Below are 15494 nucleotides of genomic sequence, written 5' to 3'. Positions count from 1 at the left end.
CATATCCTTCTAATTGTCTTATAAAGGACAATTAGGAGGATCAAAACTTGAAGGAATGGATCGTGATTCACAAAATCAAGGCATTATACGACGATGGCAACGGGCTTTCAATCCGAGCAATTGCCCGAGAACTAGGCATATCTCGGAACACAGTGAGAAAGTATCTGGGCATGGCGGAAGAGTCCATTCAAGCACAAAAGAGTCAACGAGAGCGCGCTAAGATACTTGATCAGCATCGGGACTACATCGTCCATCTGCTTCAAAGCTATCCAGGGCTTAGTGCGGTCAAGATTAGGGATAGACTTTTACGCAAGCATCCGGAACTTACAGTATCAAGTCGAACTGTCAGGCGATTTGTCAGGAGAGTGAAGGAGACTATCAGTTTCAAACAGAAGCGTTACTACGAGCCAGTTCTGGCCATGGAGCCTGGAGTACAGTGCCAGGTTGATGGTGGGGAGTTTCGCGGTTTGATGATCGGCGGAGAGGAAACGAGGGTGTACTTTGTGGTGTTTGTGCTTTCCTATTCGAGACTCATGTATGTGGCGGTGTGCAGGGAGCCTGTGGACACGGAGAAGTTTATACAGATGCATGATGCGGCCTTTCGTTACTTTGGAGGGTGTCCTGAGGAGTGTGTATATGACCAAACGAAGCTGGTGGTACTAGAGGAACGGTTTCGGGAGCTAAGGTTAAATGAGAGGTTTCACGCTTACGCCACAGCGGCAGGTTTTCGTGTGAGGGCCTGTGAGGGTTACGACCCCGAGAGCAAAGGCAAGGTAGAGGCCGGGGTCAAGTATGTGAAGCGCAACGCCCTTTACGGAGAGAGTTTTAGGAACTGGCAGGAGTTTGAGTCTTATCTATTGGAGTGGCTTAATGAAAAGGCCAACAAGCGTGTGCACGGCACCACGGGGAAGGTAGTGCGTAAGCACTACGAGGAGTGTGAGCGTTCTCATATGCGTGCCTACTTTACGCCCACGTATCTGAACCTACCTGAGGCATGTCAAGAGGTGCGGAAGGTGGACAAGACGGGGCTTATAGCCTGGAAGTCCAACCGCTATTCAGTGCCCATGGCCTATCAAAGGGCGCGAGTTGGGGTGAAGGAGAAAGGCCAGTGGCTGATAATCTCTAACCTTGAGACCGGAGAGGAGGTGGCGCGGCATGTTTTGAGCCGTGGACGAGGTGAGGTGATCAAGAACACCAACCATTACCGAGACAGAGAGAAACAGATTGCAGGTTACGAGACCGAGATCAGGGGGCATCTGGGAGAGGAAGGAGGTAGGAAGATATGTGGGCTTCTTAAAGAGACCTCTCCCAAGATTTACAAGGATCAGCTGGCAGGCCTGGTGAGGCTTCTTAGGCGTTATGAGATGCCAGAGGAGCTTTTAAGGTGTCTTTGCGAGCGACGGAGGCTTACTACCAGCCAGATCCAAGACTATCTTGAGGCCTGGGAGCATCGTCCGGAATATTTCTGCGAAGAATGGCTGGATAATCCCGCCGAAGTAGAGAAGAACTCAGCTCTTGGGCGGTATGCCAGGGTCACCTGTAAGGAGTTGAGCCATGAGATCCATTGAAGAGGTAGCCCATAAATACCGGAGCTTGAGGTTTAACAGCATTGGCGAGGCTTTGGCAGAACTTCTCCGTCAAGCCGAAGAAAACGAGGTATCTTATCTTGAGTTTGCGGACATGTTGGTAGAACACGAGCAGAAGGTGCGCAACCGGAAGCGAATAGAGCTCAACCAGCGTAAAGCAAGTTTCCCCACGGAGAAACATTTGGAGGGTTTTGACTTTAGGTTCCAGACGACCATTACGAAGCGTCAGGTGAACCGGCTTCTCACGTTTGAGTTTATCGAGAATCGGGAGAACGTGATCTTCATAGGACCACCTGGGGTTGGGAAAACTCATTTGGCCATAGGGATAGGAGTAAAGGCAGTGGGTGCTGGGTACAAGGTGCTTTTTCAGACGGCGCTAGAGCTGGTGGAGACTTTGGAACTGGCAGAACTCAAAGGGGAGTTGAAAAAGAAGATAGCAAGCCTTTTGAAATTTGATCTTTTGATCATAGACGAGCTTGGATATCTGCCGATGAGCAAGAGGAGCGTTTACAACCTGTTTCAGCTGATCAATAGCTTATACGAGTATCGTTCGGTGATGATCACGACAAACAAGGAGTTTACGGCATGGGGAGAATTTTTTCACGACGAGAACGTGGCAGTCCCAATAGTGGATCGCTTGATTCATCACTCACACATTTTCATGCTAGGAGGTGAGAGCTACCGCTTGAGAGAAAAATTGGAAAACTAGGGAGTGGGCAGGTGGGTCAATTTTGTTGTCCGAAAATGGATTAAATTTTTTGGCCATTGACAAGTACTTTGTTGAGCCTTAAAAAAGAAGTCAGATTTAAAGCCATCCAGGTTATAAAATCCACTTTAAAGGGAGAAGACCTTCAGGCTGCTCTGGATAATACCTTATCTCAACTATTAGATACAAGAGACAAGGCCTTACTTACAGAATTAAGTTATGGTTATTTTAGGTATAAAAATCAACTGGAATTTATCTGGCAGCGGTTTATAAAAAAAAGTGCCCATTTACCCCTGGAAATCAATATCCTTTTAAGTACTGCTGTTTATCAGCTGTTGTATTTAAGTAAAATTCCTGCTTATGCTGTTATTTCCTGGAGTGTTGAATTTAGTAAGCAAAACTATGGAGAGAAGTTAGCCGGTCTAGTTAATGCAGTCTTGAGAAAAATCTCTCAACTTAGCTTGGAAGAGGATTTTTTTAAACAGGATAAAGCAGATACCCTTACTTTTTTAAGCCGCAAATATGCTGCTCCCACCTGGCTGGTTCGCTATTTACTAAAAGATTTGGGAGAAGAAAAGGCCTTAAAATTTCTTGCCAGTTCCCTTTCCAGGCCCCTTAGTTCTGTTTTATTGGCAAAAAATTGTGATTTATCTGCCTTAAGAGAGGCTATTGAGGAAAATACAGAAGTAGGCTTTAGTATAAAGAAAGGCAGAGAAGAAGAAGTATTTAGGTTTTTAGAGGCTAAAAAATGTCTTTTTTATAATCAAAGTATTGAAAGTCAGAAGATTTTGTTAAGCCTTTTGGAGGAAAAGGACCATTTGGTTTGGGATGCTTGTGCTGGAAGTGGAGGCAAGTCTTTTATTTTATCCAGAGTGAATAAAAAGGTCATTGCGTCAGATATAAACTGGAAAAGGCTTTGTTTTTTAAAAAAGGAAAGCAAGCGTTTGGGATTTACTTTAATGGGAGTGCTTAGAGCAAGTGCTTATGCCTTGCCCTGTGCGCAGGTGGAAGGTATTTTGCTGGATGTTCCCTGTTCTGGTCTGGGTGTTATTGCGAGAAGGCCGGATATAAAGTGGAAAAGAAAGGAAGAAGATATTTTAAATCTGGCTAAGATTCAAAAAAAGATTTTAAGTAAAGTAGCATCCAGAGTAAAAAAAGGAGGAAAAATTTATTATCTTACCTGCACCTTAACCAGGAAAGAAAATGAACTCCAGATTGCAGAGTTTTTAACTGCTTATCCGCAATTTAGTTTAGAAAAGCAAATCTTGCCAGATTGTTCCAGGCAGGAGGTGTTTTTTGGAGCTTGCTTGCATAGAAAATGAGGATAGACTAAAGGTAAATTATAACCCTTAATTTTTATAGTTTTTTATGATTTACAAGCTAACAGAATTAGCCAATTATGTTTTTGACCCCTTGCATCGTCTATGGGAGGGAAAGGTTTTTCAACAAAAAATTGCAGGGGTTTTGGTTTTAACTTTTTTAATCAGTTTATCCTTAAGTGAATTAAAAAGACTGGGTTTACTTCCTGAATTTTTCTTCTCTCCCTGGATAAAGGCCAATCCCTTTTGGGCTGTGCATCTGGCCTTTTCCCTTTTGCTTGTTTTTGAAGTGATAAGCTTTATCTTTGTTTTACCCTGCTCTGTGTCCAAAGCAGTGGGTAAACAATTGGAGATTTTATCCCTTATTTTTTTAAGAAACTGCTTTAAATTACTCATTTCCTTAAATGAACCCATAAGTTTTCAAGGGCATCTGGACCTGGTTTTAAAAATAGGTGTGTATGGGCTGGGTGCTTTGTCTATTTATGTGATTATTTTGTGGTATTACAGGATAATTGGGCGGGAAAAGGAAAAATCTTCCTCCAAACAAATCAAGGGAGAAAAGATATTCCTTTTTGTAGGTGCTAAAAAATTCGTTTCTCTAATCCTTTTGGGCCTTTTCATTCTTTTAGGTGTTTATAATCTTTATGCCTTAATAATGCATAAAGGTCTTATTGCCTTTTTTAATGAGTTTTATACCATTTTAATCTTTAGTGATATTTTGATTGTTTTGATTTCCCATAGGTTTTTTCCAGCTTTTAGAGATATATTTAGAAATTCTAGTTATGCTGTGGCTACTTTGCTTATGCGCCTTTGCCTAACTGCACCTATTTATTATGATGTATTAATAGGAGTTATGGCTGCAGTTTTTGCTCTGTTAATTACCATCAGCCATACTAAAACCCAGGTATTATAATTTTATATTACAGGACTGGGGCAAATCTTGCGATAAGCACAAAAGGAACAGGGTTCCTGGCTTAAGCTGGGTTCAAAATAATCTTTTTCCAGCATATCAGTACATACCAGCTTTAAAAGTAGAGGGAGATTTTGGTTTAAGAGTTCTTGTTCTTCCTTGAGGTTTTTTTCTGTAAATAAAAGAGTTATTTTGGGCTCGTAGGGAGCCAGGTAAACCCAGCCACCATTGATATCCTTATCCTGGGTTTCTGTTAGAAGAAAAATATAAAAGGGAATCTGGAAGTCAAATTTCTTCTCTTTTAAAGAAGTCAAATCTGTATACTTAGTAATTACTTCCCTTATTTTGGCAGTGGAAGTAAGTTGCTGACCTGTTTTATAATCCAGGACTATGAGCTGATTGGCATTTTTTATTATTTTATCTATTTTACCTTTTAGATAGATATTATTAGTTAATTTATACTTTACCCTTTTTCAAGCTCTTCAACTTCATATCCAGAATAAGTATTGCTTATGGTTTGGATATATTTTTTTAGTTTATGATAGGTAATGTGTCTTAAAAATAGTTTTTTATCTTTATCCAGCTTTTCTAGCAATCCCATTTGTCTAAAGTTTTCATCTAAAATTTCCCTTAAGTTTTCTATGTATTTATCTTCTATGCATATTTTCTTGCCCTTAAAAGGCCTGAAAAATACTTCCAGGGTTTTGTGAACTACTGACCCCAGTAAGGCCGAGTCAAAAGTGCCCAGTTTCCTTTCTTCTTTTAATTGCAAGATATAGTTAAAATAAAAGAGTAGTTCGCATTTCAGGTAAGTGTTTAGATGAGAAGGAGAAATACCCTGGAGAAGAAGTGTTTTTATCTTTTCTTTATGCTCTTTTGTTTTGGGCAAGAAAGTCTTGGTGTTTAAGGCACTAGAGCTTAGAGGTGTAGATAGTTGTTTGAAAGCTGGTTCTTTTTTTTGTTTTTCCAGTTCCCAGATTATCTTTTCTACAAACCTGCTGGGAATGTTTTTCCCGCCTAAAAAATCTTTTTTTCACTGGTAGTAAGCAAAAAATACACTTCTTTACTGGCTTTAAGCAACCTGGTTAAATGATAGCCCTGGATTTGTTCCTGTTTTTCCTGTTGGGGAAGGTTTAAAAGAAGCCTGATTTCGCCAGATAAAAGAGGGTTGGGAGAGCTTGATTGGGGAAGATTGCCTTCTTCTGCGCCTAAGACCAGGACCTTGTTAAAGGCCAGGAGCCTGCTTTCCAAAAGTCCCAGGACTTGGATTCCGGCCAGGGGTTCTCCTTTAAGGGGAAGAAAAATTTTTTGAGTGAGGTTTAAGATTAAATGCAGCCCCTTTTTCAGGACAGGCTCTGCTCCTGTAAAGGAGATAATTTTAGCTGGCTTAAGACCTGTTCCTGCCAAACTAAAAGGGATTTTAAGCCCGTAGGCTCTTCTAATTCTAAACTGGTAGCCTGCTGGGTAAGGTGTAAAGCTTTAAACAGTTCCTGGAAAGTTTTTACCAGATTTTTTACTGTGGTTTTTTCTGCTGGTTGGTAATTTAAATAATTTTGAAAAAGAGATAGGATAAAATCTAGAGCTTCTTTTAGGTCGGGGTTATGAATTTTTACTTTTTTTATTTCTTCCAGGGTTAAGTAGGCTTTTCCCTGTTCCTTTAGTCTTAAATCAAGTTGAAAAATATCTTCTTCCAGCAGTCTTCCCTTTAGTTTGTTGTTTTTAATAAAGGGATATTTGATGAAATCCAGAAAAGAGGGAAGGTAAATATATTCTTCCTGCCTATGCTCCATTAAGTTTTTTATAATTTGTAAGAAGGAAAATATTACCGAATATTTTAAGGGATAGCCCAGAGCAAAGTTTACTTTTTTGTCTTTAAGTTCAAACATAAGAGGCTTTAGGGTGTCGTTTACTGTGGTTAAAAGGGCTATCTTATCAGGTTGGCTGGGATTTTCTGCCAGGTGGTGTTTTATTTCTTTTATCAGGGCATGATAAGTAGAGGCAAAGACAAAGGAAAATTTGGGCTCTGGATAGTCTTTTTTACTTAAAGTCTGAGGAGTTAACTTTAATTTTTTTAGCTCTCTTACTAAAATGGGATGTATTTCTTTGGGGTCATCTTCAAAAAAGAACCTGGCTCCCTGGTCTTTTAAATAACTAAAAATAACCCGTTCGCTCTGGGTAAGGGCAAAGAAGCCAACCAGCCAGGTTTGCAGGTCTGAGTCCAATACCTGTAAATTGTTAGCCAGGGTGCGAAAACAAAAGCCTGGAGTGGTTAGGCGGTGTTGGTGAAATTTTCTCTCCAAATCTTCTTTTATCTCTTTTAGGTGAGTTAAGATGTATTCTGTGCAGGTGTTTGCTTGAAGACTTAAGTGGATGTTGGGGATATCTATTAGTTCTTTATCTGTTTCTTCCAGTAGTTCGTAGAAAGAGTTGGACCATTCCAGGTAATTTTCCAGGGAAAGAAAGTTTTGAAAGTAAGGGTAGGTAAGGTGGATAAACTCCAGGTAATTGATCAGGGAATAGGGATGGATTTGAATAAATTTTAAAAAAACAAAATCCTCTAAACTGTAAATTTGAGGAGGAATAAAGGGTTTGGCTATTTCCTGCGCTAAATAATAGCGTAAAAAAAGCCCGGACCTTCTGGAAGGAAGAATGATTTGCAGGTGAGCCAAGTTTTCTTCTTGGGCAAGTAATTTGGCTATTGTTTGTAAGAAGTTTTCCTGGGGGTGGATAAGATAGCTTGCACTCATAAAACTGGCCTTAATTCTTCTTCTTCAAAGTAGATTAAATAAGCTTCTGTTTCCTTTTTAAATATATTTTGAAGCAACTGCTGATATACTTTCAACTGTTTTTTATGGTTTTCTTCACTATCCTCTTGCTTGGAAAGTTTTAAATCCAGAATTACTAGTTTTTCAGGAAATACTAACACTCTGTCTATACGATAGATATTCCCTCTAGCATCTATTACTTCCTGCTCTTTTAGCTCCTTAGTGCAGGCAGTAAAATTTTTTTCCTGAAGTAAAGTTAAAATAATATAAAACTTTTCCCTTATTTGTTTATGCTGGATTAAATCCTGGATGTTTTTTTCTTTATGGAGATAGAGTAAGCTTTGCTTTTGAGCAAAAAAGGCCCAGGCCTTTTCCAGGGCCTGGTCTAAGCTGGATTGGTCAGGTTTAAGCTGAGGTAAAAAATACAGGATAAGATGTAAAAAATCTCCCAGTAAAATGTATTTTTTAGGTGCTTTGGTATTTTCCTGAAGAAAATATTTTTTTAACATGCTTCTTTCTCCAGGAGGGTTTTAAGGATTTTACCCACGCCCCTGTCCTGATAAAAACAGTAAAGTTCCCTTTCTGCCCTGGTCAGGGCTACATAAAGCAGGTTGAGGCTTTCAATGGCTTTTTGGGCCTGCTCTTTCTCCAGATAGGGTTTGATTTCTTCAGCATAAGGTTTTTTTATGCGCACCAATCCTTCCTGCGGCAGGTAGAGCAGTTGAACCTTTTCTGGTTCCCAGTCTATTTTAGGAACAATAACTACGGGAAATTCCAGTCCCTTGGCGCTGTGAATGGTTAAAAGGCGAAGGGCATCTAAATTTTCTGGCACTTCCAGAAACTGCTCGGTTTTCGTTCTTCCCAAAAGGTAAGAAAGGAAGAAAGGGGAAGAAAATCCAGGTTGGTAGTAAAAATAAGCTCCAAAAAGTATTCAATAAAGGGCAGATGCTCTGGAAACCGTCCATAAATATCTTCTTCAGTTAAAAAGAGCTGCACTAAGTCATAGCAACTGAGATAAGAGGTCTGATTTAAGTAAAAGGCCAATTTATCAAATAACTCTGGATGGTTTTCTTTAAGGGCTAAAAGCAAAGGTTTATCTGACTCCTTCTGGCTGTAGAGGGAAACATCTGGGTTTTCTTTGAGCAAGAAAAAAGAGCCCAGTAAATAGAGGTCTTCCAGGGGAGAATCTAGAAAAGATAGCCAGCTAATTAGGCCTCTAATGACCCGGGAAGTCTCCAGGAGCAGGCTGTTTTCAGAAATAGCTGGAAGGTCTGCTTGCCATAACAGGGAGGTAAAGTGGCTTACCTCCTGGTTTCTTCGACACAGGATGGCAATGTCTTTCAGGGAATAATGTTTTTGTAGCTCCTTTAGGGTGGAAATTACTTTCCTTTCTATTTCTTCTTGTTCTTCCAGGGCCAGATAAACAGTTTTTCCCTGGATATTGGTAGGTTTGGGGGCTGGTTTTTGTTTTACTTCTGCAAAAAAGGTCTGTATTTTTTCTTTTAGTTCGTTGTTATCTTTTGCTAAATTTTCTAATATAAGGTCAAGTTTTTCTCTTACCTGGCTAAACAAATTGTTGTTAAACTCTATAACTTCTGGAGTTGAGCGCCAGTTGTATTCTAAAAGGCAATCTTTTACTTCCAGAGAAAAGTCCCTTTCTATCTGGTTAAAGATTTCTGGATTGGCGTTTCTCCAGATATAAATGGATTGTTTACTGTCTCCAACCAAAATTAAACTTCCACCTTCACTCAGGCTGTTTTCAATAAAAAACTTTAAGATTTGCCACTGTTCTAGGCTGGTGTCTTGAAACTCATCCAGGAGAAAGTGTTTCCACCTTTCTCCCAGCAAGCAAAAGATATGGGGAAGATTAAATTCTTCCAGGCAGGTTAAAAGAGGTGCGTACCATTTGGAAGGAAGAAGAAATCCTTCTTGAGATTGTAGTTTAGCTAATTCTTTTTCTAAATAGTTACATATCTGGGTATAACTTTTTACTTTTGCTTTAGCCAAAGCAAGCAGGTAGGCATTTCTGGTTTCTTTAATCTGGGCAAAAAGTGTTTCTTCCCTCTCTTCTACCAGGCCTTGATAGTCCTTTTTCAATAGTTCCTTTACACTCGACTTGGAGAAGCAGGAACTATTCAGGTTTGTTAGAGGGTCTTTTAGATTATTATTCCAGGAATATTTCCATTCTGCCTTAGAGTCTTTTTGGTAAATGCTTTCTACTAAATCCAGCCCCAGGGTGTTTAATTTTTGTTCTAAACTGGTCAGGTTTACCTCTGTTCCTTCTTTTTTTCTACCCTGTTTGCCAGGCGGGTGGTGATTAAGTCCATTATCCGGCTTTTTAATTTGGGCTGTAAATAAAAGCCAGAAGGTTTTTCTATGTTTAAATAGGAAGTGAAAAGCTCTTCGCTTTGAGGTGCTTTGTTTCTAAAAAAATTGTCTATTAGTTGCTCTAGGATAAGGGTTTCTTTTAGCTCTACAAAGAGGTTTTTGGGCCAGTTTTGGTCCAAGCCCAGCAGGCTTAAAAGGGAAAAGAGAAAGCTATCAATGGTTTTGACTTGAAAGCTTGCATAGTGTTCAAAGATGAGTTCCAGCCATCTTTGGGCCTTGGAAGAAGAAAAACCTATTTCTTGAGCTAGTTTTTTACCTGCAGGAGTGCCCAGGATTATTTCCTTTAGCCCTTTAATGATTCTGGATTTCATTTCCTTGGTGGCCTTGTTGGTAAAGGTTAAGGCGACCAGGGACTTTAAGTTTTCTAAGCTGGGCTCGAGTTGGGCTAGATGCCAGAGGAAAGCCTGCATCAAGGTATAGGTCTTGCCTGCTCCAGCTGAAGCCCGGATGCGTAAAATAAAGGGGTAAGAGAGGGAAGAGGTGAAAAGGGATTTCATCAGCTAAAAAGTTTTTTGGTAATCTTGGCTACATAGCTTCCTTGAAAAGTTGCTCCTGCTAATTCTTTGTCACTGGGCCACCTGGAGCCATCCCCGCCAGCAATTGTGGAAGCACCATAGGGCGAGCAGCCCATGATTTCTTCCAGGCCCATCTGTTCCTGAAAGGAATAGGGAAGACCTACTATAATCATGCCGTGATGTAAAAGGGTAGTATGGAAGTTCAAAATGGTGCTTTCCTGACCACCATGCTGGGTAGCTGTACTTACAAATACACTCCCCACCTTGCCTATTAAACTCCCCCTGGCCCAGAGTTTGCCTGTGGCATCTAAAAATTGACGCATTTGAGCACACATATTGCCAAAGCGGGTGGGAGTGCCAAAAATAATTCCCTGGTAGTCAGCCAGTTCCTCCACAGTGCAGATAGGGACATTCTCCTGTTTTTGTTTAAACTCCAGGGCGTTCATTTTGGTTAGCACTTCTTCACTTAAAGTTTCAGGTACTTTTTTGAGTACACCCTTTACTCCTTCTACCTGCTCTATTCCCTTAAGTACTGCCCTGGCCATTTGATAGACATGGCCATAAAGAGAGTAATAGAGTACCAGTATTTTCATAACTTTCTCCCTTTGTTTTTCCAATTATTGTTTATTTTCTACCCCACCCTTTGTAGCAAAAGGGAAGATTTTTTACAAGTTTTATCTTTGAGTAAAAAGTTGGTCTGGAATAAACAATTTCAAAGGAGAAAAATTATTTTTGTTCTTGACTTTTGCTTTAAAAAAGAATTATGTCCATAAAAAAAGAGGTTTTTTAGAATGATTGACGAAATAGATAAGAAGATCCTGAACTTGCTCCAGGAAAATGGGCGCATGAGCAATGCGGAGATAGCCAGGCGTTTAAAGATGGCTCCTTCAGGGATTTTGGAGCGAATTCGCAAGCTAGAAAGTAGTGGTATAATTGAAAATTATGAAGTGCGCTTGGACCATAAAAAGCTGGGGTTGGTTTTAACGGTTTTTATTTTAGTTAAGACCGCTGATCCTGTTGGCTCTACAGCCATCGGGCATGAGATTGCCAGAATAGAGGAAGTGCAGGAAGTCTTTTATATTGCTGGCGAGTTCAACTACCTGGTAAAGGCCAGGGTTTCTCACACAGATGCCCTAACCGAGTTATTAAAAAAATTCGGGAAAATAGAGGGAGTTATTGATACCAGGACCACTCTGGTCTTGCAGGAAATTTTGGAGACTTTGAGGCTGGATTTATCCGAAGTAAAGGAAAGGAAAAATAGGCGTAAGCGTAAAGAATAAGCAAGGAGGATATAAGATGCTGGATAAAAAGGTATTGAACGAAAAAATTAAAAGCAGAGGCAAGGAGTTTTTTGCAAGCATAAAGGGAGAAGCTCCTTCAGTTTTTAATAAAAGCTGGTGGACAGGTAAGGTAATGGACTGGGCCATGCAAAATGAAAACTTTAAGGTCCAGCTCTTTAGATTTGTAGATGTACTTCCCTACTTGGATAGCACAGAGTCTTTGACCAGGCATATTGAAGAGTACTTTACGGGTAAGGAAAATGACTTGCCAGCAGTATTAAAATGGGGGGCCAAAGGTGCTGCTGGTTTTGGCAAGGGCCTGGCTGGTAAGCTTTTGGCCAAGACCATTCGTTCCAACCTGGAGTCCATGGCCAAGCAGTTTATTATTGGTGAAAATACCAAACAGGCTATTAAAACTTTAAATAAACTTAGAAAAGACAATTTTGCTTTTACTGTGGATATCTTAGGAGAAGCTACAGTAAGTGAAGAAGAAGGTATTTTTTATCAAAATAGCTACCTGGAATTATTAGATGCCCTGGCCCAAGAAGCCAAAAAGTGGAAGGGGTTAATAAGTGGAGGAGATTTGGACTGGGGATATGCTCCCAAAGTAAATGCTTCCATTAAGCCTTCTGCCCTTTATTCCCAGGCTAAGCCTGTGGACTTTGAAAATACAGTCCAGGTTATTTACGAGAGATTAAAACCCATTGTGCGCAAAATAAAGGAGATTGGCGGACACCTCTGCATTGATATGGAGCAATATCTCTTTAAGGATATTACCTTGGAGGTGTATCGTCGTTTAAAAATGGATCCAGAGTTTAGGGATTTTGATGAATTAGCTGTGGTTTTACAGGCCTACTTAAAGGATACAGACAGGGATCTGGATGAACTTCTGGATTGGGCGAGAAGAGAAAAGGTCAAGATTTCCATTCGTCTGGTAAAAGGTGCCTATTGGGATTATGAGACTGTGATTGCCAAGCAAAGGGGCTGGGAGATTCCTGTTTACACTATTAAGGCTGAAAGTGATGCTGCCTTTGAAAGACAGGCGAAAAAGATTTTGGAAAATCACGATATTTGCTATTTTGCCTGTGGCTCTCATAATATTCGGACCATTTCTGCTGTTTTGGAAACAGCCCTGGCTTTGGGCGTTCCAGAAGAGCGCTATGAATTCCAGGTGCTCTACGGAATGGCTGAGCCTGTGCGCAAGGGGCTGCTAAATGTGGCCAAAAGGGTACGCCTTTATGCTCCCTATGGCGACCTTATTCCTGGTATGGCCTATCTGGTCAGAAGGTTGCTGGAAAACACTGCCAATGAATCCTTCCTGCGCCAGAGTTTTGTGGAAGGGGCTGCTCTGGACAGGTTAATGGAAGATCCGGAGATTATAGCAGAAGAAGAAAAGGCCAAGCGCAAGGAAAAACAACAAAAAACTCAGGCAGAAGGAGAGATTCCTCCTTTTACCAATTTCCCTGCTCCAGATTTTACCAAGGAATTTGAGCGCAATGCCTTTCCTAGAGCCATTGCTGAAGTGAGAAAGGAGTTGGGTAAGACCTATCCTTTACTTATCAACGGGGAAGAAGTCTTTACTGAAGACAAGCTTGCCTCTGTCAACCCGGCCAACCCGGATGAAGTAATTGGTTATGTTTGCCAGGCTTCTACCCAAGAAATTGACCAGGCCATTTATGCAGCTAAAAATGCTTTTCCCCTGTGGAGGGATTTGAGCCCTCAAGAAAGGGCCAACTATCTTTTTAAGGCGGCTGATTATGCCCGTAAAAATATCTTTAACCTGGCAGCCTGGCAGGTTTTAGAAGTGGGTAAGCAATGGGATCAGGCCCATGCTGATGTGGGTGAGGCCATTGACTTTCTGGAATACTATGGGCGTGAAATGTTAAGGCTGGGTAGTCCCAGAAAAATGGGAAGAGCACCTGGAGAATTAAATCACCTTTTCTATCAACCCAAGGGTATTGCTGCAGTTATTGCTCCCTGGAACTTTCCTCTGGCCATTTCCTGTGGCATGACTTCTGCTGCCCTGGTTGCAGGTAATTGCGTACTCTATAAGCCTGCAGGTCCTTCTTCTGTAGTGGGCTATACCCTGGCCCAGATTTATGCTGCTGCAGGCATTCCCAAGGGAGTATTTAATTTTGTGCCAGGTAGGGGAAGTGTGATTGGCGATTACTTGGTAGAGCATCCAGATATCAGCTTGATTGCCTTTACTGGTTCTATGGAAGTGGGGCTTAGAATTATTGAAAAGGCAGCCAAAGTTCAGCCTGGGCAAGAACAGGTGAAGAAAGTCATTGCTGAAATGGGTGGTAAAAATGCCATTATTGTAGATGATGACGCTGATTTGGATGAAGCCATTGTGCACATTATCTATTCTGCTTTTGGCTTCCAGGGACAAAAGTGTTCTGCCTGTTCCAGGGTTATTGTCCTGGAAGAAATTTATGATCGTTTTGTAAAGCGTCTGGTAGAAGCAGCCAATTCCATTGCCATTGGACCTGCTGAAGATCCTCACAACTACATGGGGCCAGTTATTGATGAAAAGGCTCAGAAAAAGATCCTGGAATATGTGGAGCTGGCCAAACAGGAAGGTAAGGTCCTGCTTATTAGGGATGATTTACCCAAGAAGGGATACTATGTGCCTTTAACCATTGTGGAAGGCATTACTCCTGAGCATCGCTTGGCCCAGGAAGAGATTTTTGGCCCAGTGTTGGCTGTAATGAAGGTCAAGGATATAGACCAGGCCATTGAATGGGCCAACTCCACCCGCTTTGCCTTGACTGGCGGCATTTTCTCCCGTAGCCCAAGGCACTTAGAAAAGGCCAAAAAAGAGTTTAGAGTGGGTAACCTTTACTTAAATAGAGGTATTACAGGCGCTTTAGTGGAGAGACAGCCCTTTGGTGGTTTTAAAATGTCTGGTGTGGGCTCCAAGGCAGGAGGACCTGATTACTTGTTGCAATTTATGGATCCTCGTTGTACCACTGAAAATACCATGCGTCGTGGTTTTGCTCCTATTGATGAAGGCGACGACTGGATAGAATAAAATTTATCTTCACCTCCCCTGACAGGGCCTTGAACCTGCTTGGTGCGGTTCAGGGTCCTGCATTTTTTTGGGAAGGTTTGACATACCTACCGTCAGTATGTATTTTAGCTACCATGGGACGAAGTAGCAAAGAAAAGGCTTTAAGAACCAGGGAAAAAATTTTGGCCAGGGCTCTGGATTTGTTTGCCAGCAGGGGCTTTGAGCATGTATCCTTTAGTGATATTGGCAAAAGTTTGCACTTGAGCAAGGGAGCAGTTTATTGGCACTTTAAGAATAAAGAGGTTTTGCTTGTAGAGTTGGTAAAGCAGGCTCTTTTGCGTTTAAAGGCCAGGCTTGCCCTTCAGCAAAAGGAGATAAACTCACTTGCTCAATTAGAAGAATACTATGTGCTTCTGGTCAAGGTGATTATTGAAGATGAGTTTTTATTAAAGTTTTTAAAGGTTGTTTATCGTATGGCCTGGTTGCCAGGAATTTTGGCCAGTGTAAAGCAAGAGGCCTGCCAGGTAATGCTTTGTCCAGAGGAGGTGAGTTTGTTAATTCTGGACAGGTTGAAAAGAGAGAATAAGATAAGGCTCTCTTTAGAGGTAGCTGATGTGGTGCATGTAGTAGAATGTTTTGTGGGAGGGCTTTTAAATTTTTATCTGACCCATCCAGAAGATAAAAAGAATGAAAGGATTTTAGATTATTTAAAAATAGGCTTAAGGAGTATTTTTAAAGGTTTTCAGCAAGAGAGCGCTTATGAATAAAAAAACTTTTTTACTGTTGGTGTTTTTGTTTTTTATGGTGGCCTGCAAGGGACAGGAACAAAAGGTAGTTGCACCTCCGCCTCCTCAGGTAAAGTTTCAATTTCCTGTGAAAAAGGAAGTTACTTACTATCTTTATTTTAGTGGGCGGACCAAACCCTTTGCTGCAGTGGAAGTAAAGGCCAGAGTGGAAGCTAAGGTGAAAAAGATGTTTTTTTAAGCCTGGGCAGAGGGTAAAGAGGGGAGAG

At 41.0% G+C, this 15494-nt stretch carries 17 protein-coding genes; 8 read left to right on the top strand and 9 right to left on the bottom strand.

All coding sequences use genetic code 11. The features are described 5' to 3' along the window. Nucleotides 1–62 precede the first annotated feature (62 nt). The 4 genes from istA to ACZ42F_RS08800 all read left to right on the top strand — a co-directional run bounded on the left by istA (nt 63) and on the right by ACZ42F_RS08800 (nt 4524). A complete protein-coding gene (gene istA / locus ACZ42F_RS08815; RefSeq protein WP_464280195.1) occupies nt 63–1568 on the top strand; it encodes an IS21 family transposase in 1506 nt (501 codons plus the stop codon). Next, nucleotides 1555–2295, top strand: coding sequence for an IS21-like element helper ATPase IstB (gene istB / locus ACZ42F_RS08810; protein ID WP_464278703.1), 741 nt, complete (start codon nt 1555–1557; stop codon nt 2293–2295). Before istA ends, istB begins: the two co-directional genes overlap by 14 nt. A gap of 71 nt (nt 2296–2366) precedes the next feature. Then, on the top strand, nt 2367–3614 hold the full coding sequence (locus tag ACZ42F_RS08805; RefSeq protein ID WP_464278702.1) for a transcription antitermination factor NusB: 1248 nt from the start codon (nt 2367–2369) through the stop codon (nt 3612–3614). Nucleotides 3615–3660: 46 nt separating this feature from the next. Continuing rightward, nucleotides 3661–4524: a hypothetical protein gene (locus tag ACZ42F_RS08800; protein WP_464278701.1), complete on the top strand. Its 864-nt coding sequence runs from the start codon at nt 3661–3663 to the stop codon at nt 4522–4524. Nucleotides 4525–4526: 2 nt separating this feature from the next. Here the strand turns inward: ACZ42F_RS08800 and ACZ42F_RS08795 are convergent, their stop codons facing one another. The 9 genes from ACZ42F_RS08795 to wrbA all read right to left on the bottom strand — a co-directional run bounded on the left by ACZ42F_RS08795 (nt 4527) and on the right by wrbA (nt 10782). Then, nucleotides 4527–4964: a PD-(D/E)XK nuclease family protein gene (locus tag ACZ42F_RS08795; protein WP_464280242.1), complete on the bottom strand. Its 438-nt coding sequence runs from the start codon at nt 4962–4964 to the stop codon at nt 4527–4529. 20 nt (nt 4965–4984) lie between these two features. Continuing rightward, nucleotides 4985–5410, bottom strand: coding sequence for a PD-(D/E)XK nuclease family protein (locus ACZ42F_RS08790; protein WP_464278700.1), 426 nt, complete (start codon nt 5408–5410; stop codon nt 4985–4987). Between the two features lie 128 nt (nt 5411–5538). Further along, nucleotides 5539–5928: a hypothetical protein gene (locus ACZ42F_RS08785; RefSeq protein ID WP_464278699.1), complete on the bottom strand. Its 390-nt coding sequence runs from the start codon at nt 5926–5928 to the stop codon at nt 5539–5541. Continuing rightward, on the bottom strand, nt 5865–7268 hold the full coding sequence (locus ACZ42F_RS08780; RefSeq protein ID WP_464278698.1) for a hypothetical protein: 1404 nt from the start codon (nt 7266–7268) through the stop codon (nt 5865–5867). The genes ACZ42F_RS08785 and ACZ42F_RS08780 overlap by 64 nt, the downstream gene beginning before the upstream one ends. Continuing rightward, complete coding sequence (locus tag ACZ42F_RS08775) at nt 7265–7795, bottom strand: PD-(D/E)XK nuclease family protein (protein ID WP_464278697.1); 531 nt, start codon at nt 7793–7795, stop codon at nt 7265–7267. The genes ACZ42F_RS08780 and ACZ42F_RS08775 overlap by 4 nt, the downstream gene beginning before the upstream one ends. Then, nucleotides 7789–8118, bottom strand: a complete 330-nt coding sequence (locus ACZ42F_RS08770) for a 3'-5' exonuclease (RefSeq protein ID WP_464278696.1) — start codon at nt 8116–8118, stop codon at nt 7789–7791. The genes ACZ42F_RS08775 and ACZ42F_RS08770 overlap by 7 nt, the downstream gene beginning before the upstream one ends. Then, a complete protein-coding gene (locus ACZ42F_RS08765; protein ID WP_464280241.1) occupies nt 8103–9497 on the bottom strand; it encodes a UvrD-helicase domain-containing protein in 1395 nt (464 codons plus the stop codon). The genes ACZ42F_RS08770 and ACZ42F_RS08765 overlap by 16 nt, the downstream gene beginning before the upstream one ends. Before the next feature lie 56 nt (nt 9498–9553). Continuing rightward, complete coding sequence (locus ACZ42F_RS08760) at nt 9554–10171, bottom strand: UvrD-helicase domain-containing protein (protein ID WP_464278695.1); 618 nt, start codon at nt 10169–10171, stop codon at nt 9554–9556. Continuing rightward, nucleotides 10171–10782: an NAD(P)H:quinone oxidoreductase gene (gene wrbA, locus ACZ42F_RS08755; protein ID WP_464278694.1), complete on the bottom strand. Its 612-nt coding sequence runs from the start codon at nt 10780–10782 to the stop codon at nt 10171–10173. The genes ACZ42F_RS08760 and wrbA overlap by 1 nt, the downstream gene beginning before the upstream one ends. Nucleotides 10783–10980: 198 nt before the next feature. Between wrbA and ACZ42F_RS08750 the strand changes: the two genes are divergently transcribed. The 4 genes from ACZ42F_RS08750 (at nt 10981) to ACZ42F_RS08735 (ending at nt 15466) form a co-directional block, all read left to right on the top strand. Then, entirely contained in the window at nt 10981–11469 is a 489-nt protein-coding gene (locus ACZ42F_RS08750) for an Lrp/AsnC family transcriptional regulator (RefSeq protein ID WP_464278693.1), read from the top strand. 16 nt (nt 11470–11485) lie between these two features. Beyond that, nucleotides 11486–14503 carry an L-glutamate gamma-semialdehyde dehydrogenase gene (gene pruA, locus ACZ42F_RS08745; protein ID WP_464278692.1) on the top strand — a complete coding sequence of 1006 codons (3018 nt, stop codon included), beginning with the start codon at nt 11486–11488 and terminating at the stop codon, nt 14501–14503. A 77-nt stretch (nt 14504–14580) separates the two neighbouring features. Further along, nucleotides 14581–15249, top strand: coding sequence for a TetR/AcrR family transcriptional regulator (locus ACZ42F_RS08740; protein WP_464278691.1), 669 nt, complete (start codon nt 14581–14583; stop codon nt 15247–15249). Next, on the top strand, nt 15242–15466 hold the full coding sequence (locus tag ACZ42F_RS08735; RefSeq protein WP_464278690.1) for a hypothetical protein: 225 nt from the start codon (nt 15242–15244) through the stop codon (nt 15464–15466). Before ACZ42F_RS08740 ends, ACZ42F_RS08735 begins: the two co-directional genes overlap by 8 nt. Nucleotides 15467–15494: the final 28 nt, after the last annotated feature.

Source organism: Desulfonauticus autotrophicus (genome assembly GCF_055381725.1).
Note: the sequence above shows the minus strand (reverse complement) of the source record. Positions and strands in the feature narration are given on the sequence as shown.